Here is a 21,181-nt window from a genome sequence, read left to right as displayed (position 1 = left end):
GTAGAATCTGACGGTATGCCCAGACGCGGCACCTCGGCGCTCCAGGCCGACATCCTCCAGGGCACGCTCGACGTGCTGATCCTGAAGACGCTCGTGCTCGGGCCGGCCCACGGCCACACGATTGCCTACGCGATCGAGCGCGGCTCCGACGACGTGCTCCAGGTCGAACACGGGTCGCTCTATCCCGCGCTCCATCGCCTCGAAGATCGCGCGTGGATCGCGTCGTTCTGGGGCACGTCCGACAACAACCGCCGGGCGCGCTACTACCGGCTGACGCCGGCCGGCCGGCGGGCCCTCGAGACGCAAACCGGGCGGTGGGAAGCGCTCACCCGCGCGGTCAACCGAATCCTTCTGCCCGAGCCGGAGTGACGCGTGAGCTGGACGCGTTTCTTTCCCCGCGCGTATTGGGACGCCGAGCGCACGCGCGAGCTCCAGTCCTATCTCGACATCGAAACCGACGACAACATCGCTCGCGGCCTGCCGCCCGACCAGGCGCGCTATGCGGCGATGCGGAAGCTCGGTAACGTCACGCGCATCCGCGAGGAGATCTACGAGATGAACACGCTCGGATTGACCGACGCCGCGTTTCAAGACCTCCGCTACGGTTGGCGCACGCTCCGTACGAACCCGGGCTTCGCGGCCGTCGCCATCTTCTCGCTGGCGATCGGCATCGGCTCGAACGTGGCGATCTTCCAACTGCTCGACGCGGTTCGACTTCGCGCGCTCCCGGTTCGTTCGGCCGACCAACTCGTCGAAGTCAAGCTGGAACGGGGCAAGGGTGGGCGCACCGGTGAATTCTGGGGCCGACGTCCGCAGATGACGTCTGCGCTCTACGGCCAGGTGCTGCAGCATCAGCGCTCCTTCGAGGGAGTGCTTGCGTGGGGCACAAACCGGTTCAACCTCTCGCCGGGCGGAGAGGTGCAACCGGCCAATGGCCTGTGGGTGAGCGGCTCGTATTTCGAGGTGCTGGGCGTGGGCGCGTCAGTTGGACGGGTCCTGCATCCCGGCGACGACCAGCCGGGATGCGGCGGCACGCCGCCGGCCGTCATCAGCCACATGTTCTGGCAGCGGCACTTCGGCGGCGAGACCTCGGTCGTCGGACGCCAAATCTCCCTCGATAACCATCGGTTCGAGATTGTCGGTGTCACTCCTCCCGCCTTCTTTGGCGTCGAGGTCGGCCGCACGTTCGACGTCGCCGTCCCGCTGTGCGCAGAGCCGCTGGTGAACGGCGAAGACAACGCTACGTCGGCGCGCGATCACTGGTGGCTGGCGGTGCTCGGGCGTCTGCCTGGCGGCGTCTCTCCAACCGATGCGACCCGCGCGCTCCAGACGCTCTCTCCGGGGATCTTCGAAGCCACGCTGCCGACGTCGTACGCGGCCGCCGACGTCAAGAACTACCTGGCCTTGCGGCTCACGACGGAGCCGGCGGTCACCGGCGTGTCCGGCCTCCGCAGCGCGTACGGCACGTCGCTTTGGATGCTGCTCGGCATCGCGGGCCTCGTGCTCTTCATCGCCTGCGCCAACCTCGCCAATCTGCTGCTGGCCCGGGCCACGGCACGCGAGCAGGAGATTGCCGTGCGCCTGGCCATCGGCGCCTCGCGGTGGCGCGTAACACGCCAGTTGATGACCGAGAGCCTCCTGCTCGCCACGCTCGGCGCGCTGGCAGGCCTGGTCGTCGCGGGGCCGCTCAGCCGGTTTCTCGTCGCCTTCCTCAGCACGGACGACGCGCCGCTGTTTCTCGATCTGCAGCCGCACTGGCACATCCTGATCTTCACCGCCGGCGTGGCCCTCGCCGCGTCGATGATCTTCGGCGCCGCGCCTGCGATCCGGGCGACCCGGGCGCGGTCCGGGACGGCGTTGCAGGGGGGCGCGCGGAGCGTCCGCGGCGGCGGTGAGCGGTTCGGTCTTCGCCGCGGTCTCGTCGTCGCCCAGTTGGCGGTCTCGCTCGTCCTGGTGGTCGGCGCCCTGTTGTTCGCGTCAACGCTCCGGAACCTGCTGACGCTCGACGCCGGGATGCGTCAGGACGGCGTCCTCATCGTGTCCCTCGACTACAGCGGACGACAGGTGCCAGTCGAACGCCGGGGTGCGCTGTCCCATCGCCTGCTCGAACGCGTGCAGGGCCTCCCGGTGGTCACCTCGGCGGCCGCGAGCAGCAATGCGCCGCTGTCGGGCCACTTCTGGAACGAGAACGTGCTCGTCGGCGCGTCGCCGGAGTCGGCAGGGCTTTCGAACCTGAACCGCGTCAGCGCCGACTACTTCAAGACCATGGGCGTCAACGTCCTGTCGGGACGCGTCTTTGCGCCGACCGACGGACTCGGGTCGCCACCGGTGGCGGTGGTGTCGCAGGCGTTCGCGTCCCGGCTCCTCCGCTCACCGAACCCGCTTGGCAAGACGTTCCGCTTCGTCGTCGGGCCCGGCCGGCCGGTGACCGAGTACCAGGTCGTCGGGCTTGTCAACGACACGAAGTACTCCACGCTTCGCGAGGCGTTCGAACCGCTCGCCTACCTCGCGGACTCGCAGGACCGCAAGCCGGACAACGGCCTGCGCCTGGTCGTCCGGTCGGACGCGCCCGTGAGCGTGCTCGCCCCGGCGATCAAGCAGGTGATCGCGGACGTCGACCCCGCCATTCTGATTCAGTTCCAGACGCTGAGATCCAGCGTCGTGGATTCGCTGCTGCCGGAACGCCTGATGGCCTTGTTGGCGAGCTTCTTCGGCCTGCTGGCGACGGGGCTGGCCGTCGTGGGCCTCTATGGGCTCACCACGTACATGGTGGCCCGCAGGCGCAGGGAGATCGGCATTCGCATGACGCTCGGCGCGGATCAGCGATCCGTGGTGGGCCTGATCATGCGTGAATGCGTGATGCTGCTGGCGGTAGGGCTGCCCGCCGGCGCGGTGGCGGCCGTGTTCGCGGCCCGCGCCGCGGCGTCGATGCTGTTCGGCGTTCCGAACGGCGCACTCGCGCTCGTGGGTGCCGCCACGGGCCTCATGGCCCTCATCGGGCTCGCCGCAAACTACCTTCCCGCCAGGCGGGCGGGCCTGCTGCGACCCGTCGATGCGCTCCGGTCGGAATGATGGCCAGCCGCACGCGCGCGCCCCTGGCAGCCCCCGGCCTGCTCGGTCACGATGGGCCGACGGATCGCCGGGCAAGAAAGTTGGCGTTCAGCCGCGGCCGACCCTCCGCCGAGCTATGCGAAGCTCGTAGATGGCAATCCGGTCGAGCTCTTCGAGCCGGTCGGGCCGGTGACCTCCCTGTCCGGGCGCAGCGCCTGCGCCCAGTACACGCAGCCTCCGTCCGACTGCCCTACTCTGCGGCGTTCCACGTCCGCCGCCGGCCGCGAAGTTGCCATCAAGGTCCTCCTCCCCGGGCACGGGAACCGGCCAGACTTCATCCGGCGTGTCGAACTCGACGTGGACACTGCCGGTCGTTCACCGGAATCCAGCGTGGCCGCTGTTCGTTGCACCCGTGCCCTGGTTGGCCTATCCATCTCGAAGAGGGACCGAGATGAGGAAACTGACCGAGGCGAAGGCGGAAGATGGCTTCCGCGTTGCCCTCCGGTTCGACGACGGGACTCGAGGTGTTGCGGATCTGTCCGACCTCGCGGGCCGAGGAGCGTTTGCCGCCTGGTCAATGCCCGGCCGATTCGAGAGCCTCGCGGTCGGCACTGCCGGCGAATTGACCTGGACATGCGGGGTGGATCTCTGCGCGGACGCGCTCTACCTGCGCGTGACGGGCAAGCGGCCGGTCGATCTGTTTCCCAACCTCGACGCGTCCGAGACCTGCTGTGCCTGAGATTTGTCGTTTCTACGGCATCGTGATCAAGATGTTCTGGAACGACCACGATCCGCCCCGCTTTCATGCCGAGTACGGCGACCACCTCGCCCTCGAACCCCTCGAGAGGCTCGACCCACTGCCTTGACCGGCCCCGCCACCGGCCTGCGCACGGCACGGTGGCCCCCGTGGTGTGCACAGCCTCCCTTCCCCGGCGCTGCTCATCTGACGGCGGGGAAGGTTCTTATCACAGCTCGCCCCCCTGGCGGCTGCGCGCACTGCGCCCTGCGATCCACCGATTCCTCAGCGGGTCAACCCGAGAAGAACTGTCAGAGGGATTGCGGTACTACGTGTGCGCTAACACGGTCCAAGGGCGCTTCGCTCTGGGTTCTCGGTCGGATCGAGGCGTCCGGCGATGCGGCGTCGCGCGAGCCGACAGGCCCGCCCCATCGAACTCCTGGCGCGTCTCGCGGAATGGACCCCGCGTCCGCGCATCAACTCGCGCAACACAAGGCCGCTCCCTTCTCTGATACGCAGGCCAGCTGGCCCGAGGCCGGCTTTCGGTCTTCACTTCGAGGTCGAGGACGATAGGCGCGGGAAGAAGGCGGGTGTTCGTGCCCCCGCTGCTTGCCCGGTTCTGCCTAAAGGCGTCTCGTCGGGACAGGACCGCCCGGTTTCGAATCCCTGCCTGGCCGCCGTTTCGATGGACAGCAGCGGGCCGCAAGTGTAGTGTCCTCGGGCGGGCCGGACCGCCTCACGAGAGACGAGGAACTGCCATGCGACATCAACAAGAACGCGCGGATCGAGGGATGGACACGGACGGACTCCGGTTGCTGGGACGGGCGGTGATCGTCCTCCTGGCGCTCTTGGTGTCCGCCCCGGGATGGGCCGGAGATCTGAGCAAGGCTGCCAAGCGCCAGCTCGTCGAGGAATGGAAGCAGAGGACGGGCATCGCCCGCCGCGACCTCAACCAAGTCCAGATCCGGTCGTCCTTCCGAATGTCGATGAGAAACGAGCCCGCCGACCTGATTCCCGCAAGGGCTCAGGTCGCCGTCACAGGGGTGGATGTCGACAACGAACACCATGCGCTCGACCTCGACGTCGTTCAAGTCGGCACCAAGCGTTCGACCGAGGTGCACCTGATTCTGGACAAGCCCTTTGGGGACACGCTCACCGACGAGCAGAAATCGCAGCTGGACGTGATGTGGTCGCGCCTGGTTGCCCTGGACGCCGCCGACTTGGCCAGGAACTCGCAGGAGCCGGGCCCCGACCCGCGCAACAACGCAGTGCTGCACGTCATCCGGCCGCACTTCAGCGGGCCAATGGGAGGCGCCCACGTCAGTTTCAGTTGTGACGGAGTGAACCTCGTCGGCCTCGCAGGTTCCAACTACTTCACCGTGGACATGGAGTCCGGCCCGCACCAGTGTTACCTCTACGTCGAGCGCAACCAGGTCGAATTCTCGCTTCAGGCCGGCCAGGTGCACTACCTGGAAGTCCAAATTCCACGGATAGGCAGGATGAAGCACCGGTTCCTCGACCCGAAGGAAGGCGAGGCGGCGATACAGAAGATGACGTACGTGGAGTCCGCCGAGATCTTCGATCGCTGGAACGTCCGGCCATCCGGCAAGTAGCCGCTGGAGCTGAAGGCCGGATGGAACGCGGTCCTGGTCCGTGTTTCGCCTGGGCGCCTCGGCCGCATGTCCGGGCGGCGTCCGTCGGGTCCGATAACGGGTCTTCTCGTGCCCTCGAGAGCGGGGAGCGGCATGCCAGCGGACACCGCCAACGCATCGTATCGCGCCCACGAGGGAGATCGGTCTGCGGGTGGCCGGCCGCGCCACTTTCTGTCGTTCCAACCATCGCCCGTGTCCTGAGCGAGCGCTCTGCCGTGGAGCGAGTCGAAGGGCCGGCCGCGCCACTCTCACCCCTCCTGAATCAAGAACCGAGTTGCTGAAGCCGCGCGAGCCTTGCCATCGGCCAGATGGTCGCACGCGGGGGTTGTTTGCAGGCGGATTGCGGTCGGGGGAGGATTGAGCCGATCTGAGCGCTGCGGCGCGCCGGGTGCGAGCGCCCATTGACGAGCCGACCGCGCAGACGAGAGTCGCGGTGGTGAGCGAAGCGGACATCAAAGCGCGGCGGTCCTGGGGATCTGGTGGCCGTTGTCACGCGGGCCGGCCGCGGTGCGTCGGTCGCCAGATCCGCGCAGGTGGTTAAGCCTCTCTACGACCGCACCGAGCGGAAGCGCAGGCGGATGCCGATCGCGATGCCGTCACGCACGCCGCCCAGGTTGGGGCTGACGTGGAAGCTGTGGCCGGGAACGATTCGCAGGAGCACTTGAAAACGGCCCTCGGATGGCTGGCGGGCAAACCACTCGAACGACAAATCGAATGTGTTGAACGGATTGGGGCCGATCTCGTGGCGTGTCTCGGCCACAAACGATCGCCCGTTCCGGCGCCAGAGGATCCACTGCGAGGCAAGATAGAGCGGCCGGACGTGCCCTCGGACACCGCCGTCCAGGCGGAGGTTGACTGGCTCGATGATGGCCGTGAGTTCTGGCGTGAAGGGCCACTTCAAGAACCGGCGCGACGCCTCGATGTAGGGCACATTGTATTCGCCCGGGTCGTCGACGACGGGGATCGGCGCACCGGCCCGGCGCTGCTCGTTCGTCTTCTGATCGAGATCGCGCGTGAGATGGGAGCTCAGGTGCACCAGCCCTGCCGACACCTTGATGTCGTCGCGAAGTCTTCCCCGATAGCCGAGCCCGATGATGTACCCGGCGCCGCCGACGCTCACCTTCGACCCGAGGTTCTCAGTCCCTGCCGTCTGAAAAGTCGTCCAGAAGTTCAGGGCACGTTCGCCGGAGCGAACCACCGTCAGGTCGAGCGCCATGTACGCGTCCCAGGAGTAGTACGGCGAGAACTGGTTGTCAGGCGGCGTGTAAGTGGCGAAGCCGACGTCGAAGGTCGCCTCGGGGAACGCCCCCTGCGCATGCCCCTCGACGCCGCGTTGAGCCCCTTCCGACAGTGTGCCAGAGGTCTGGGCCCAAACGGTCGAACACGCGAGCAGGGACAGCGCCGCGACAAACAGGGCAATGATGTGCGCGCGAATGGGATCCCCCGGTCATTGTTGGCCACGGTCCGACAGTCGTAAGCCGACAGTGTGCGGGACTTGACGGGCGAGAATCAAGCGGTAGAACCCGAACGGCTCGCGCGATCGGCTCATCCTTGTCCAACGAGAGGTGAGTCCGCGGTTGGTGGTAGTAGGTGAGATGACGCCGCAGGTGGTGGCGCAGCGCGCCGCGGTGTCGGGGGAGACAAGCTGCACCCCCTGGCGCCTCCTGCGCTCAGCACTGACACGCCCGATCCAGCTCCCATGGGGCCAATGACATTCAACGTCGTGCGACCGCGTGATCACCGATGTCCGCAAGGGCGTCCCCAAATCGAACTGTCGGGTTCCGTTGTATATTCAGATCTGGGCTGAAGCAAGCTACTCCCAGCGTCTTCCAGCAGTTCCTCGGCCGCAGGATCTGGAGGGCACGGCTTTGGCCAGCTGAGCGAAGCATCTGCGGTGCGAAGGACGGTCAGCCGATGCCCGAACGCGATCCCTCCACGTCAGGGAACGAGCGCAAGCCTCGTCCCGGCGAGCCCATCAACACCGGCGCAGCGGCGCCAGGCGCGCCCTCGTCGCCAGCCGGCACCGCGCAGCCGTTGCCGGCCAGGATTGGGCGGTATCGCATCCTTCGCCTGCTCGGTGAGGGCGGGATGGGTGCTGTCTACGAGGCGGAACAGGGGTTTCCGCAACGCACCGTCGCGCTGAAGGTGATCCGCGCAGGATTCGCCACCAGCGAGATGATTCGCCGCTTCGAGAACGAGGCGCAGGCGCTGGGGCGGCTGCAGCACACCGGCATCGCCCAAATCTATGAAGCGGGCACGGCCGAGACACCTTCCGGGCGCCAGCCGTACATCGCCATGGAGTTGGTGAATGGGCAGTCGCTGCTCGACTATTGCCACACCCACCGGCTCGACGTGCGGCAGCGGCTGGAGTTGATGGCGAAGATCTGTGATGCCGTCCTGCACGCCCATCAGCGCGCGCTAATCCATCGCGACCTCAAGCCCGCCAACATTCTTGTCGACGAATCGGGACAGCCGCACATCCTGGACTTCGGCGTGGCGCGGCTCACAGACCCGGACGCGTGCGTCACCCTGCAGACAAGCGTCGGCGAAATTGTCGGGACACTGGCTTACATGAGTCCGGAGCAGGTGCTGGGAGATCCGGCGGAGATCGATACGCGCAGCGACGTGTATGCGCTGGGGGTGATCCTCTACGAGGTGCTCGCAGGCAAACGACCGTACGAGATTGGACGTCAGCTGACCGAGGTGGTGCGAACCATCCGCGAGGAAGAACCGAGCGCGCTGAGAGTCGTGAATCGCGCGTATCGCGGCGACATCGAGATCATCGTCGGCAAGGCCCTGGAGAAGGACAAGACGCGGCGTTACGCGTCGGCCGCCGAGCTGGCGGGGGACCTGCGCCGCCATATGCGCGACGAGCCCATCACCGCGCGCCCGCCCAGCGCCTCGTACCAACTGCGGAAGTTCGCGCGACGCCACAAGGCGTTGGTGCTGGGCGCGGCGGCGGTGGTCATGGCGCTGGTGCTGGGCGTCCTTGCCAGCACCTGGGAAGCGGTGAAAGCGCGGCGGGCGGAAGCGAAAGCCACGCAGCAGTCCGCCATCGCCAAGGCGGTGACCGACTTCTTGCAGCACGATGTGCTGGCACAGGCCAGTGCGAAAGCCCAAGCCGGGCAGAGCGCCAGACCCGATCCCGACCTCAAGGTGAGAACGGCCCTGGACCGGGCCGCGGCCCGCATCGACGGGAAGTTCGGCAACCAGCCGGAAGTGGAGGCCGCGATTCGGGAGACGATGGGGAAGACGTATGCCGAGCTCGCGCAGTACGGGGAATCCCGGAAGCAGCTGGAGCATACGCTGGAATTGGAGCGCCGGATTTGGGGTCCCGAGGACCCACGGACGCTCAACACCGTGAACCAGCTGGGACGTACGGCCTGGCACGAAGGCAAGTTCGCCGAGGCGGAGACGCTGCTCCGCGGGGCCCTCGAGATCGAGCGGCGGATCTCGGGGCCGGAGCATCCCGACACGCTGTCGTGCATGAACAACCTGGGCAACGTCTACCGGGCGCAGGGTAAGGACTCGCAGGCCGAGGCAATCTACAGCCAGAACCTGGAGATCCAGCGCCGCGTGCTGGGTCCAGAGCATCCCGACACGGTGATCTCGATGAACAACCTGGCCAACGTCTATTGGACGCGGGGCAAGTACGGACAGGCCGAGGCGCTCTACAGCCGGAACCTGGAGATCCAGCGCCGCGTCCTGGGTCCCGAGCATCCCGACACGGTGCTGTCCATGGGCAATCTCGCCGACACCTACGTCCGGCAGGGCAAATACGCGCAAGCCGAGCCGCTCTTCGGCCAGACCCTGGAGATCAGCCGCCGCGTGCTGGGTCAGGAACATCCGGCGACCCTTTCCTATCTTGCGGATTGTGCATCCATGTACCAACGACGGGGCGATTTTGCCTTGGCTGAGACGCTTGCGGCGCAAGTCCTGGCGGGGCGACGGCGCGCCCTGGGCCTGGACCACCCCGACAACAGGCCATCGGCGTCCGATCTGGCGCTGGCCTACGTCTCGCAAGGGAAGTTCGTGGAGGGTGAGCGTCTCGCGCGCGAGGCCCTGGCGATCAACGAAAGGAATGACCCGGACGGCTGGCAACGATTCCGCGCCAAGAGCCTGCTGGGTGCGAGCCTGGCCGGCGAGAAGAGATACGCCGAGGCGCAACCGCTGCTCCTCGAAGGCTATCAAGGGATGCTGGCGCGTCAGGACCGCACGGCCATCTCCGATCGCTACCATTTGGAGCTGGCCCTTCAATGGCTCGCTCATCTCTATCAGGCCTGGGGCAAACCCGACAAGGCCGCCGAGTGGAGCAAGAAGTAGGGACCGATCTCGCCCGGCGCAAACTGAAGATGTTGGACGTAGCGGCGCGGCTGGAGCATCTCGCGGTCCCACCCGGCAATCGGCTCGAACGCCCACGACGGCGATGACGCATCTCGCCGTCGCCGAGGCGCTTGCCGGCAAGGTGCCGGCGTGACGTCCTGACTGCCGCTGTTCACCGCACGAGATGAGGGAACCAACATGCGAGCGACGGTGATGTACGGCGCGCACGATGTCCGGGTCGAAATCGTTCCGGACGCACGGCTCGTCGAGTTGACAGACACTCTCGTTCGAGTGACACGAGCCTGCATCTGTGGGAGCGATCTCTGGCCCTACAACTCGATGACGCCCAGCGAGACCGGCAACCGGATGGGCCACGAATTCGTCGGCATCGTCGAGGCTGTGGGCTCGGACGTTCGAAGGGTGAAGAAGGGCGACCTGGTCGTTGCGCCGTTCGCCTGGTCCGACGGCACGTGCGAGTTCTGCCAACAAGGACTGCAGACCTCCTGCCTGCACGGTGGGTGGTGGGGCGGCGCGCGCCTCGACGGAGGACAAGGCGAGGCGGTGCGCGCCTACATCGAGGAACTCCTGCCCGACGTGCTCGAAGGCCGGATCGAGCCGGGCCGGGTGTTCGATCGGGTGACGGACATCCACAGCGCTGCCCGGCCATGGAATGGAAAGCAGAGCGCGGCGGTTGAGGTCCAGCGCGATCGCCTTTCAGAGGCACGGGCGCCGATGGCGCAGCGTGCTATTGGCCGATGACGAAATCGAAGTCGAGTGTCACGACAGACCGGATGGATTTCGTCCCTTTCTTTGCCGGAGTGAATCGCCAGGTCTTGGCCGCCTTCACCGCCCTGTCGTCCAGACCGTACGTTGTGTCGAGCGATTTCACGACCCGTAGGTCTCCCACCGTCCCGTCGACCTTGACCACACACTCCACCGTCACGGTTCCTTGAAGCTTGGCCGCCTCGGCGGCAGGTGTGTACTTCGGGTGCACCTTGTGGGTCGGCGTCGGAGCGACGACTCCTGCTTGTGGGATTCTCACCACGCCGGGTGCAAAGGGCGGTGGAGTCGGGGTCTGACGTGCGCCGACCGACACGAGGAGAAGGACGAGCGCGATCGACAGAGCCGTGATTGTCCGCATCGGTTGTCACCTCTTCACATGACACGCTCGTGTTGATCGTTCTACTGGGTCCTACGGTAGCCGGACGGAACCTTGAACAGCTCGGGAGGGGGCGACATGCGGCGAATCCCCGTTATGGTCCAGACGATGTCGACTTCTGGATTCGTGCCGACATGCAGCACCGTTCTCAGCGCCAGGGGGCACAACCTGACGAACTGTAGCGCCTCGTCGTCTCCCAAGGACGCCAGCGCCGGGTTTGTGATTTCCGTCAGTCTGGGCGCCACCTTGAAGTCCGAAGTGCACCAGACTTCCTGGTCGGTTGTGGGCCCCGGGGCTTGATCCGACGTCCTTCGACCGTCGGCCCCAGGCCGGCGGGGCGGGAGCAGGAACTTCTGGGCGCGATGTCCCTCGATAGTCTGAAAGACGTCTGTCGGTTTGATGAGCGCGGACTCGCCAGCTGCCGCCCGCGGCGACACCACGTCCTTGACGCGAAACGTCCGATCGCGCTCGTTGATCAGGTAGCGCACCCGCTGGCCGGCCGGCGCGAGGCTGATCGAGCCATCCTGCATTTCGCCTATCTGCCCGTGGAGCGTCACGCGAATCGACTTCCCGTCCGTGACGACCTCCATGTCCGCGGCCCCCTCCGGGAAACCACTGGGCTGGTGTCCGCCAACGCTGCCGGACTGGACCCTCAGGTGGAATGCCAAGCCTTCGCCGACAACCGTCGTCGGTTGGGTCGGCGGGATCAGCGTCAACAGGATGGCGAGGAGAAGTGTCGTCATCGGCTCCCTTTCCTTCAAGGCCCGGACTTCGAACGGTGTGCACCCCTCGTGAGGCGCGGCTCCGTTTGATCGCGCCTTCAGTCGGAATGCAACGCAGCCAGTGGCTGCCCTCGGACGACTTTGACCACCGGGGCTACGCTACCACCCAATCCCACCACCGCGACCAGCAGCGTCACGACGGCGTAGGTCCCAACGTCGGTATGCGTAACCCCGACCAGGTGTGCGCGCATAAGTGAGGTGAGAGAGAGCGCAACCCCGATCCCGAGAACTAGACCGCAGAGTACCGCCATCCCGCCCCGCAGGGCGATCGTCGCCACCACTCGGCTGACCGATGCGCCGAGCGCCAGGCGAATCGCGATCTCCCGACGGCGCTCCGCGACCGCACACGATGTCGCGCCGTACACGCCCACGCACGCCACGATGATGGTGACCAGTCCAAACACGGCGATCAGGGCAGCGAGGACGGCCCGTCGCGCCAGCGGTCCAACCACGATCTCCTTGAGCGGCCGCACGTCGTAGATCGGTTGCAGGCGGTTCAGCTCCGCCACGGTTCTCGTCAAGGGGGCTGCCAATGTCTTGGGGCCTTCGGTCACGCGCAGGAGCAGCGTCATCTGCGGGGACCATGCAGCGAACTGCTCATACGCGAAGTAGATGCGCGGCTGGGCCGGCGCCTCCAGGTCTTGAACATTGCCGGCCACACCGACAACGCGGTATCCCCTCTCCCCGACCAGAACCTGTTGGTTGATCGCGAAGCCGGTCCCGCCCCAGTACTTTCGAGCGAACTGCTCGTTCGTCACGACGACAGGCTCGGCGGTGCGGCGATCGCGTTCATCGAGCGGCCGGCCTGCCCGCATCGGAATGGCCAGCGTGGCAAAGTAGGCTCCCGCGACGACCTCGCACTGCTCGTCCGCTTCGGGTGTTTCCTCGGCGACATCATTACGCCGGACGCGAATGTTCACGGAGGCCATCGATGGCCCCCCAGGCGCGCTGTTGGTGAGAGCGGCCGCCTGGACGCCGGGGATCGCCATGGTTCGGTCGAGGACCTTCCGAAAGAACGCGTTCCCCTGCTCCGGTTCGGCGTATGCCACGCGACTGAGTGACAGTTCACCAACCAGGACGCCGGCGGGATCGAACCCGAGGTCGAGCCAGGTCGCTCGCAGGAAGTCCTTGGCGAGGAGACCGCCGCCAATCAGGAGCGTCAGGGAGAGCGCGATCTGCGTCACCACGAGGAGCGTACGCAGCCAGCCCTGTTTCATCTGCCCGCGCGAGCCCATTCCACCGTTCAACAGCGGAAGAGGATCGATCCGCGAGACGTGGAGACCCGGAACGAGGCCCACGCCCAACCCCGCGAGGAGGGACACGAGCGCCGTGAACGCGAGCACTCGGCCATCGACACGAACGCGATCGGTCCTGGACAACCACTCGCCGGCAAGACCCACCACACTGGCTTCTCCCGCCCAGGCGAAGCAGACACCGAGCACCCCTCCACAGAGACTCAGGAGCAGGGCGTCGGTCAGACTGCACTGCATCAGGTGTCTGCGGGCTGCGCCAAGCGCACTTCGTATGGCCATCTCCTGCCGACGCGCGAGGCCTCGCGCGAGCAGGAGGTGCGCGACGTTGGTGCCCGCGACCACCAGGAGCAGCGTCACGGCCGCTCCCAGGAGGGCGAGTTGTCTCGGGAGATCGCCCGCGACATAATCGGGCAGGCGCACCAACGTGTGGCCGAGCCCTGGCCCCAGCCGTCCCGACAACTGGCGGGCGAGCGTACCAAGGTGACTTCGCCCCTGGTCCACGTTGGCTCCCGGCCGCAGTCGAACCAGCACGTCCACACCGCGCCACATGCGGTCGGTGCTCGCGGGATCCCGTGCCTGGGGGTTTCCGGTCAGCGGCAGCAGCACATCCGCGCCGATGCGAGCAGCCAGGCTGCGCGCGGAGGGCAGGTCCTCCGGAGCCCTGAACGGCGGCGCGATCACCCCGATGATGGTGTACGCACGGTCGTCGAGAGTCAGGGTCTGGCCGACGGCGCGAAGAGACGCGCCAAACCTGCGCCGCCAGAAAGCATCCGTGAGGAGCAGAACCGTCGGCTGGCGGGGCTGGAAGTCGTCTTTCGAGAACCCTCGGCCCACCGCCGTGCGGGTGCCGGTGAGCGACAGAAACGTCGGCGTGACCCGTCCGACGAGAATCCGCTCTGCCCCTGTTGCGTCCGCCAAGTTTGCCGCTCGCTCGTTATACGCCGCCACACTTGCGAATGGCCCGGGGTCACTCCCCATCAGCTCGAACAGCCGCCAATCGGAGAGGCTGGGCTGAAGGATGCAGATTTCGTTGGCGCGCTGGTACGGAATCGCGTCAGCCAGGAGCCCGGCCGTGATGCTGAAGACGAGACTCACGCCGCCGATCCCGAGCGCCAAGGTGGCGATGGCGACCGCCGAGAAGGCCCGGTTCCTCATCAGCGTTCGAGCACTGGCGCGTACGTCTAGCCACAGGAGTTCCATGGGTTTCCGCCTCGCGGACGACCTCCGCCGCCGGACGGCCCGAGAACCGTCGCCGACACGTCCAGTCCGTCCGTCGCAGACAAGCCGCCACGTGAGCCCAGCCCGCCGCGGGCAGGCATCAGCCGGCCTGCGCGGGGCGAGCAACGAATCGACCTGCCCATCGGTGCTCGCGGCCAAGCGCGACTGCCAGCTCCGATCGCCGCGCACCGCCCGGTCTCGGGCGGTCCGTCGGTGGAGAACATAGCACCGGACGCCTCACGATCCTAACCAGCCCGTGGTGGAAGTCGCGGCGCAGCACCGAGGGCGACGATGCGCCCAGCCGGCCAGGCGCGACGATGGAGAATATCGGGCCATATTCGAGGGAGGAGCAACGCAGCCGGGTGGGATGCAGCGTCGGCCGAATGCCGGCGGGACTTTCACCACGGGCTGCCAAGGTGGACGGCTGCACGGCGGCAACGCCAAGCGGAGGTGCGGCGCACTTCTTGTGCAATTGCGCATTGACTCACCTGATCTCACGGGCGGTAGATCGTTGTCTCAGGAAAGAAACCCGCCGCGGCCCCCGGTCCCCCGGGCGTAGTCTGAGTCTTAAGACCGGCAGTTCCGTGCCTGTCGCGCGGGTAGCGACCCCACACCCAACCCTCTTTGCCGTCTGCCGCCACCCGGTGGTAGCCGTCATCATCGTCTGGGGAACGAGTAGCGTCCTCGACGGCAATGGGAGAATCGGTCGCCTCCTGATCACGTTCATGCTGCGCCACGCGGGCGTGCTGCAGGAGCCGTTGCTCTAACCGTCGTACCTCAGTGCCTCGATCGGCTCGATGCGCTGCGCTCGCCAGGCGGGAATCCACGCCGCCCCGGCGGCGGTGGCCAGCACGGCCACGAGCGCCAGCGCCATCGACAAGGGGTCGCCGGGCTTCACGCCGAACAGCTGACTCGTGACCAGCCGCGTGAGCGCGAGCGCCAGCGGCAGACCGACGGCCGCACCGGCGGCGGCGAGCAGCAATGCCTCTCGCAGGATCGAGCGGACCACGTCAGGCCGCGTGGCGCCAAGCGCCATCCTGAGGCCAATCTCGCCCGTTCGGCGCGTCACGCTGTGCGCCATCAAGCCGAAGAGGCCGACACACGACAGCAGCAACGCCAGGCCCGCCAAGCCGCCGCCGAAGATGGCCAGCAGGCGCTCTCGCGCGATGCTCCGGTCCCGCACCTCTTCCTGCGTCGTCACCATCGTCACGGCAACGCCCGGATCCACGCGAGCCACCGCCTGCCGGACCTCGGACGCGAGGGCCAGCGGCGAGAGCGCGGTTCGTGCGGCGATGGACGCCGTGCGCAGGTGCGTCCGCGCAAAGCGCGAGTAGAACATCTGCCTGTAGGAGAAGTACGCCGTTGGCGAGACGGGCTCCTTGATGTCGGTGTATTTCGCGTCGCGGCACACACCGACGATCGTCCACGCGGCGTCCCACGTGGCGAATGCCACGCCGATCGGGTCGCGATCGGGAAGGTAGTTGCGAATGAACGCCTCGTTCACCACGACCGCCTTGGCCGCCTCGGCGGAGTCCGCGCCGCTCAGGGCGCGTCCGCGCAGGATCGGCACGCCCATCGTGGTGAAGAAGCTCTCGCTCACCCGCAGGCGGCGAACCTGCATCATCCCCGCAGGCGCCGGCGGGCCGTCTACAAAGGCGTTGAAGCTCCCCGACGATCCGCCCGGACCGAGCAGTGGGAACTCGACCACGGCCGAACCCTTCACGCCCGGGACTGCCGCAACGGCTTCGAGCGCTCTCTCGTAGAACTGGACGGGATTGGTGTCTGCGTACTCCCCTCCGCGGAGGTTGAGGCCGACCAACAGGAGCCGTTCCAGGCTGAAGCCCGCGTCCACGCGGGCCAGGTTTGCGAGCGTGCGCACGAAGAGCCCAGCGCTCGTCAGGACCAGCAGCGAGAGGCCGACCTGCGCGACGACGAGAATTCTCCCCGCCCGCAGTCGGAGACCGACGAGCGAGCCACGCCCCCTGAGAGCGTTCATCGGGTCGGTCCGCCCGCACCGAATCGAGGGGAGCACTCCGGCCAGCAGTGCGGCGGCCAGCGAAACCGCGAGGCTGAACGCCAGCACCGGGAGGTTCAGCGAGAAGTCGTAACGCAGTCCATCGGCGTCCACGGCGAGGAGGCCGACCAGCGTGGGCTGCGCCCAGGCCGCCAGCAGGACGCCGAGGCCGCCGCCGAGCAGCGCGATCGTCAGACTCTCGGCAAGCGACTGCTGGAAGAGCCGCCAGCGGCCGGCGCCCAGCGCGGCGCGCACGGCCACTTCGTGCCGACGAGCCGCCCCGCGGGCGAGCAGCAGGCCGGCGAGATTGGCGCACGCAACCAACAGGACGAGGCCGACGGCCGACAGCATCAGCAGCAGCGGCTTCCGGTAGTGCTCGCGGTCGTTGGCAAGGCCGGCGTGGCCGGGTTCGACGAGGATCTTCGGCCGCTTGAGCACGGCCGCCGTCTCGCCGGCGAACGCGACGTCGAGGGCGGCGGCCAGCCCGGTGTCCGTCGCGCCGGCTCGGAGCCTGGCCATGGTGCGCACGAACCAGTGCCAGTCCGCGGTGATCGACGTGTAGAGGAAGGGCGAGACCCCGGACATCGGAACGTAGAAATCGCTGGCCTGGCCTGGCTGCAGGCCGTTGAAGCCGGGCTCCAGCACCCCAACAACCGTGAACGCCCTGCCGTTCAGTGCGACGGACCGCCCGAGCACGCCCGGGTCGAGGCCGAAGCGGCGCTGCCAGAAGTCGTGGCCGATGACGACATTCATCCCACCGCCCTCGTAATCCTCGCCCGGGGTCAGCAGCCGGCCGGCCTGCGGGCGCACCTGCAGGGCGGAGAAGAAGTTGGCCGACACCATCGCGCCGTCCGCCACAAACGCCTGCCCCGCTGCCACGACGGCGGCATCGTGCAGGGGGTAGAAGCCGAAGACATCGGCCTGCGCGGCACCCTGCGCCCGCAGGGACAGGAACGCCGGGTGCGACACGGCCTCGGCGGCGATCCGGCCGTTCCCGTCCTGCCGCGAGTTGCCGTCGAACGAGCGCACGCGAACATCCGTGCCTGACCACTGGAGGATGCGCAGTTCCTGAGGGTTCGGCACTGGCAGCGAGCGCAGCAGAATCGCCTGCACGAGGGAGAAGACGGCCGTTCCGGCGCCAATTCCGACGGCCAGCGACAACACGGCGACCGCGGCAAAGCCGGGAGACCTGGCGAGCGACGCGGCGCCGAGTCGCACGTCGCGAAGGAGGTTCTCGATCCAATTCATGTCCTGTCCCTCTCTGGGCGCGGCACCTCGAGGCAGGCAGCCATGCCCGGAACGACGGAGTCAGAGCGAAAGCCGTGCCAATCTTCCGTCGTGCGAAAGAGCGCCCGGACGAGGCCCTTCGGGCGGCAAGTCCGCTTGCTGCAACGGGCACGGCGTCCGCTGGCGCAATGAAACATCCCGGAATCGAGCAGTGCGGCCGGGCACTTCGACGCCGAACGAGAACGGCCAAACGCGCGGCTTCCCGGTGATGCGCGATTGTCGGACAAGCCGCACCTGCGCACAACCTATCCGTCGGCAGGCGATCGGCGCCGCCAGACGAAGGGGGACCCGCGTGCGCGTGATCGACTATCGCTTGTCGGGGGTGAAGGACGCGGACCCGTTACTCGGCCGCGGGTGAGTCGAATGGAGACAATGTGGAGAGCGTGCTCGGAGGAGGTTGTGAGGTCCAGCCGGCAGTCTGCCTTCGCCCCGAGCAATGTCGAGGGGCTTCGGCGAGACCACCTTTGCCTTCAGTGAGTGACAGTTCGCTGGCTTGCCAACCGAAGCCGCGAGCGTAGCGAGCGTTTGGCGAAGGTTGGCGGAGAGAGAGGGATTCGAACACTAGGAGCGAGCGTTTCTAACTCATTGATGGCGCGCGACTTCTGGCGACAACCATCTTGGGGTCAATCAGTTGCGGGGCCACTGTCGTTCACGGTAGTGACCCCGAATCCTCTCGAATGCACCCGGGTCGTGGAGACATTTTGGAGGCGGGCTCACCGTCGAGTGATGCGCCTTCAAGAACACGGGACGCTGCCCGGTGTCCGCGCCCTGCAGGACTCGAACCTGCGACCTCCTGGTTCATAGGCAACGCACGCTGAAGGCCGATCGCAGCCGACCCAATGAAACCGGGGTCGGCTGCCACTCTCAATAGCCATCCGAACCCGCTTGCGGACGCCTGTTTTGGAACCGCTTGCAATTTCCTGCAAGCGAAAGTCGCATCCCGATCGGCCGTCACGCACGCCCCCACGCGCGGACCACGTCTTCGAGCAGTACCAGAAGCACAAGGCGAATATGAAGGACGTTTTCTGCCAGCTAGGAAGCGGTCCCTTCGACCCAATTGAGAACATCATTTCGTACAACTGGCACTCGACCTTTCGAATTCCCGAGCTGACGCTGACGCACTTCAACCACAAGACGATGATCCGAGCATGGGGACCGACTTCAGTTGCAGATCCAGGACCTGCTGCCCCGCCTCTTAGACGCGAAGCGTCTCGATAAGAGCGGTGAGCGCGGCTGGATGCTGGCGCCGACTCGGGTAGTACAAGAAGAAGCCAGGGAACGACGGGCACCAATCTTCCAGCACCCGAACCAATGCTCCGTTCGCGAGATGCGGGGCGGCTTGCTCTTCTGACATGAACGCGAGACCTACACCATCGATCGCCGCCCGCGTCAGAAGACCGATGTCGTTCGTGATCAGCGGCCCGTTGACGGCGACGGCGATGGACTGATCACCTTTGTCGAATTCCCAACGGTACAGCTCTCCTGAACCATGTCGGTAGTTGACGCACCGATGCTGGAGCAGGTCGTGCGGTGAGGTGGGCTTCGGATGATCGGCGAAGTACGCCGGTGCGCCGACAATCGCCGGGCGATGATCGGGCGAGACACGAACCGCCACCATGTCCTGTTGAATGAACTCCCCGTATTGAACGCCGGCATCGAAGCCGCCAGCGACTAGGTCCAGCCTCTTTTCGTCCGTGCTCACGTCCAACACCACATCCGGGTAGGTGCGTGCGAACTCGGCCAGCTTGGGACCGAGTACGCTCATCGCCGCGAGGCGGGGCACGAGCAGGCTCACGCGCCCGCGCGGCTTGTCACGCAATCCTCCGATCCTGTCCAGGGCGCCGCGAATGCCCGTCAGCGCGGGTCGCAATTCGGCGAGCAATTGCTCGCCGGCCTCGGTCGGCGCGACGCTGCGAGTGGTGCGCGCAAGCAGGCGTACACCGACTTGTTCTTCGAGTCCTCGAATCGCGTGGCTGAGCGCTGATTGCGTCACGCCGAGCCGCTTTGCGGCCTTGGTGAAGCTCTTCTCGTCAGCGACCGCCAAGAACGCGGACATCACGCTCAGTTCATCTCGCACCATTCGTGAACACTCCTCATATCTGCCAAACCATCTAACGAGTATTCTGAACTGAAACCAACCGAAAGACTCATCCTAGCTGAACGGGCCGCCGCGAGACTCCCTGCGCGCCCGTGCAGTCAATGTGGTCTTTGAGCCTGATTTGAGGCTTTTCAGCCAGAGAACTCATTGATGAATTCGCCTCATGGGCCCTAGGCAGTTTCTACGGCTAGTCGAATGAACGGCACCGCCCTACTCTGCATTTGTGACGTTCGAAGGTCTCGCCAACCCGCAGCCTCGGGTGGCTACTGATGCAGGCGCGTTGAGTCTTGTGTTTCTCGTCAGTGGCGTCGTGGTCGCAGGCACCGCGGCGTTGGGGACTGTGGCCGTCCGGTGGCGATGGCCGGTGCGTCGTGGTGCCGAGTCACAGATGTCACCGACACGGGCGCGCGCGTGATCGCGTCAGGTCAAACAAACTCTTGTTCAGAGGGGTGTATCGATGGAAATCAAACGAGCTGGCTCACAACCGTCATCGAAGGGATCGGGGGACTACTTCACTGGAACGGTTCGGATCGATCCGCTGTTTCAGGCGCCGGCTCCCGCACGCGTCTCCGGCGCGGCGGTCACGTTCGAACCGGGCGCCCGTACCGCGTGGCATACACACCCCCTCGGACAAACGCTGGTCGTGACGGCGGGGTTCGGTCGCGTGCAGCGGTGGAGTGGCCCGATTGAGGAAATTCAACCAGGCGATGTGGTGTGGTTCCCGGCAGGCGAGAAGCACTGGCACGGCGCGTCACCGACAACGGCCTTGACGCACATCGCGGTGCAGGAGCAGCTCGATGGCAAGAACGTCGAGTGGATGGAACAGGTCAGCGACGACCAGTACCTCGCTGATCGACGCGCGAAATGAGGAACGAGCGATGCCGCACGTGATCGTCAGACTCTGGCCGGGAAAGTCGGAGCAGCAGAAACGCCGGCTCGCCGAGGCGATCACCAGGGACGTCGCCACGGTCTTGGACTACGGCGACGAGTCGGTGTCCGTCTCCCTCGAAGAAGTGACGCCCGCCGAGTGGGCCGAGAAGGTGTATCGCCCGGACATCGTCGACAAGGCGGCGACGCTGTACAAGAAGCCTGGATACACGATGTAGGCCCGGCCACAACGCCGGGGAAAGAAGGAGTCGAATCATGCGAGGAGCAGTTCTCTACGGTCCGCGCGACGTCCGCATTGACGAGCGTCCGGACCCCAGCATCATCGAGCCGACGGATGCCGTCATCCGGCTGTCGGCAACATGCGTCTGCGGCTCGGATCTGTGGCCCTATCGCGGTCTCAACGCGGCGAGCGACCCCGCCCCCATGGGTCACGAATATTGCGGCATCGTCGAAGAGGTCGGCCGCGGCGTCACGTCGATCAAGCGGGGCCAGTTCGTCATTGGATCGTTTGCCGCGTCTGACAACACGTGCCCCCACTGCCTGGCGGGCTACCAGACGTCGTGCGCACATCGGCAGTGGGTCGTGGGTGCGCAGGCGCCGTTCCTCCGTGTGCCCATGGCGGACGGCACGCTGGTCGCGACGCAGGACCTTCCCTCCGCGAACCAGATACCCAGTCTTCTGGCGGTGTCGGACGTACTTGGTACCGGGTGGTTCGCCGCC

General features: G+C 66.5%; 17 protein-coding genes. 10 read left to right on the top strand and 7 right to left on the bottom strand.

Going from position 1 to position 21,181, the window contains the following annotated elements:
* Positions 1-15 precede the first annotated feature (15 nt).
* The 5 genes from VGK32_00085 to VGK32_00065 all read left to right on the top strand — a co-directional run bounded on the left by VGK32_00085 (position 16) and on the right by VGK32_00065 (position 5,400).
* The gene (locus VGK32_00085) at positions 16-369 is read left to right on the top strand and encodes a PadR family transcriptional regulator (protein HEY3380128.1); all 354 of its coding nucleotides are present in this window, start codon (positions 16-18) and stop codon (positions 367-369) included.
* 3 nt (positions 370-372) lie between these two features.
* Positions 373-3,072 carry an ABC transporter permease gene (locus VGK32_00080; GenBank protein HEY3380127.1) on the top strand — a complete coding sequence of 900 codons (2,700 nt, stop codon included), beginning with the start codon at positions 373-375 and terminating at the stop codon, positions 3,070-3,072.
* Between the two features lie 430 nt (positions 3,073-3,502).
* Positions 3,503-3,790, top strand: a complete 288-nt coding sequence (locus VGK32_00075) for a DUF2442 domain-containing protein (GenBank protein HEY3380126.1) — start codon at positions 3,503-3,505, stop codon at positions 3,788-3,790.
* Positions 3,783-3,917, top strand: coding sequence for a DUF4160 domain-containing protein (locus tag VGK32_00070; protein ID HEY3380125.1), 135 nt, complete (start codon positions 3,783-3,785; stop codon positions 3,915-3,917). Before VGK32_00075 ends, VGK32_00070 begins: the two co-directional genes overlap by 8 nt.
* Positions 3,918-4,545: 628 nt before the next feature.
* A complete protein-coding gene (locus tag VGK32_00065; protein HEY3380124.1) occupies positions 4,546-5,400 on the top strand; it encodes a hypothetical protein in 855 nt (284 codons plus the stop codon).
* Positions 5,401-5,986: 586 nt separating this feature from the next.
* Here VGK32_00065 and VGK32_00060 read toward each other — a convergent pair.
* The gene (locus tag VGK32_00060) at positions 5,987-6,655 is read right to left on the bottom strand and encodes a hypothetical protein (protein HEY3380123.1); all 669 of its coding nucleotides are present in this window, start codon (positions 6,653-6,655) and stop codon (positions 5,987-5,989) included.
* Positions 6,656-7,346: 691 nt separating this feature from the next.
* Complete coding sequence (locus tag VGK32_00055; protein ID HEY3380122.1) at positions 7,347-7,502, bottom strand: hypothetical protein; 156 nt, start codon at positions 7,500-7,502, stop codon at positions 7,347-7,349.
* 25 nt (positions 7,503-7,527) lie between these two features.
* Between VGK32_00055 and VGK32_00050 the strand changes: the two genes are divergently transcribed.
* Together VGK32_00050 and VGK32_00045 are read left to right on the top strand one after the other, a co-directional pair.
* Positions 7,528-9,762 (top strand): serine/threonine-protein kinase, encoded by a 2,235-nt coding sequence (locus VGK32_00050; protein ID HEY3380121.1) that lies wholly within the window; start codon positions 7,528-7,530, stop codon positions 9,760-9,762.
* Between the two features lie 198 nt (positions 9,763-9,960).
* Complete coding sequence (locus VGK32_00045; protein HEY3380120.1) at positions 9,961-10,521, top strand: alcohol dehydrogenase catalytic domain-containing protein; 561 nt, start codon at positions 9,961-9,963, stop codon at positions 10,519-10,521.
* Here VGK32_00045 and VGK32_00040 read toward each other — a convergent pair.
* The 5 genes from VGK32_00040 to VGK32_00020 form a co-directional block, all read right to left on the bottom strand.
* Positions 10,508-10,903, bottom strand: a complete 396-nt coding sequence (locus VGK32_00040; protein ID HEY3380119.1) for an energy transducer TonB — start codon at positions 10,901-10,903, stop codon at positions 10,508-10,510. The two genes, VGK32_00045 and VGK32_00040, sit on opposite strands and share 14 nt — an antisense overlap.
* A gap of 41 nt (positions 10,904-10,944) precedes the next feature.
* A complete protein-coding gene (locus VGK32_00035; GenBank protein ID HEY3380118.1) occupies positions 10,945-11,664 on the bottom strand; it encodes a hypothetical protein in 720 nt (239 codons plus the stop codon).
* Between the two features lie 77 nt (positions 11,665-11,741).
* Positions 11,742-14,156, bottom strand: a complete 2,415-nt coding sequence (locus VGK32_00030; protein ID HEY3380117.1) for an ADOP family duplicated permease — start codon at positions 14,154-14,156, stop codon at positions 11,742-11,744.
* A 781-nt stretch (positions 14,157-14,937) separates the two neighbouring features.
* A complete protein-coding gene (locus VGK32_00025) occupies positions 14,938-17,436 on the bottom strand; it encodes an ABC transporter permease (protein HEY3380116.1) in 2,499 nt (832 codons plus the stop codon).
* 1,234 nt (positions 17,437-18,670) lie between these two features.
* Positions 18,671-19,555, bottom strand: a complete 885-nt coding sequence (locus VGK32_00020) for a LysR family transcriptional regulator (GenBank protein HEY3380115.1) — start codon at positions 19,553-19,555, stop codon at positions 18,671-18,673.
* A 475-nt stretch (positions 19,556-20,030) separates the two neighbouring features.
* Here VGK32_00020 and VGK32_00015 point away from each other — a divergent pair, with 475 nt between their 5' ends.
* The 3 genes from VGK32_00015 to VGK32_00005 form a co-directional block, all read left to right on the top strand.
* On the top strand, positions 20,031-20,441 hold the full coding sequence (locus tag VGK32_00015) for a cupin domain-containing protein (GenBank protein ID HEY3380114.1): 411 nt from the start codon (positions 20,031-20,033) through the stop codon (positions 20,439-20,441).
* 10 nt (positions 20,442-20,451) lie between these two features.
* Positions 20,452-20,679: a tautomerase family protein gene (locus VGK32_00010; GenBank protein ID HEY3380113.1), complete on the top strand. Its 228-nt coding sequence runs from the start codon at positions 20,452-20,454 to the stop codon at positions 20,677-20,679.
* A 37-nt stretch (positions 20,680-20,716) separates the two neighbouring features.
* Positions 20,717-21,181: alcohol dehydrogenase catalytic domain-containing protein (locus tag VGK32_00005; GenBank protein HEY3380112.1), on the top strand; the 465-nt coding region annotated here is incomplete at its 3' end.

The sequence above is a fragment of the Vicinamibacterales bacterium genome, from assembly GCA_036504215.1.
In the GTDB taxonomy this organism is placed as follows: Bacteria; Acidobacteriota; Vicinamibacteria; order Vicinamibacterales; family Fen-181; genus FEN-299.
Note: the sequence above shows the minus strand (reverse complement) of the source record. Positions and strands in the feature narration are given on the sequence as shown.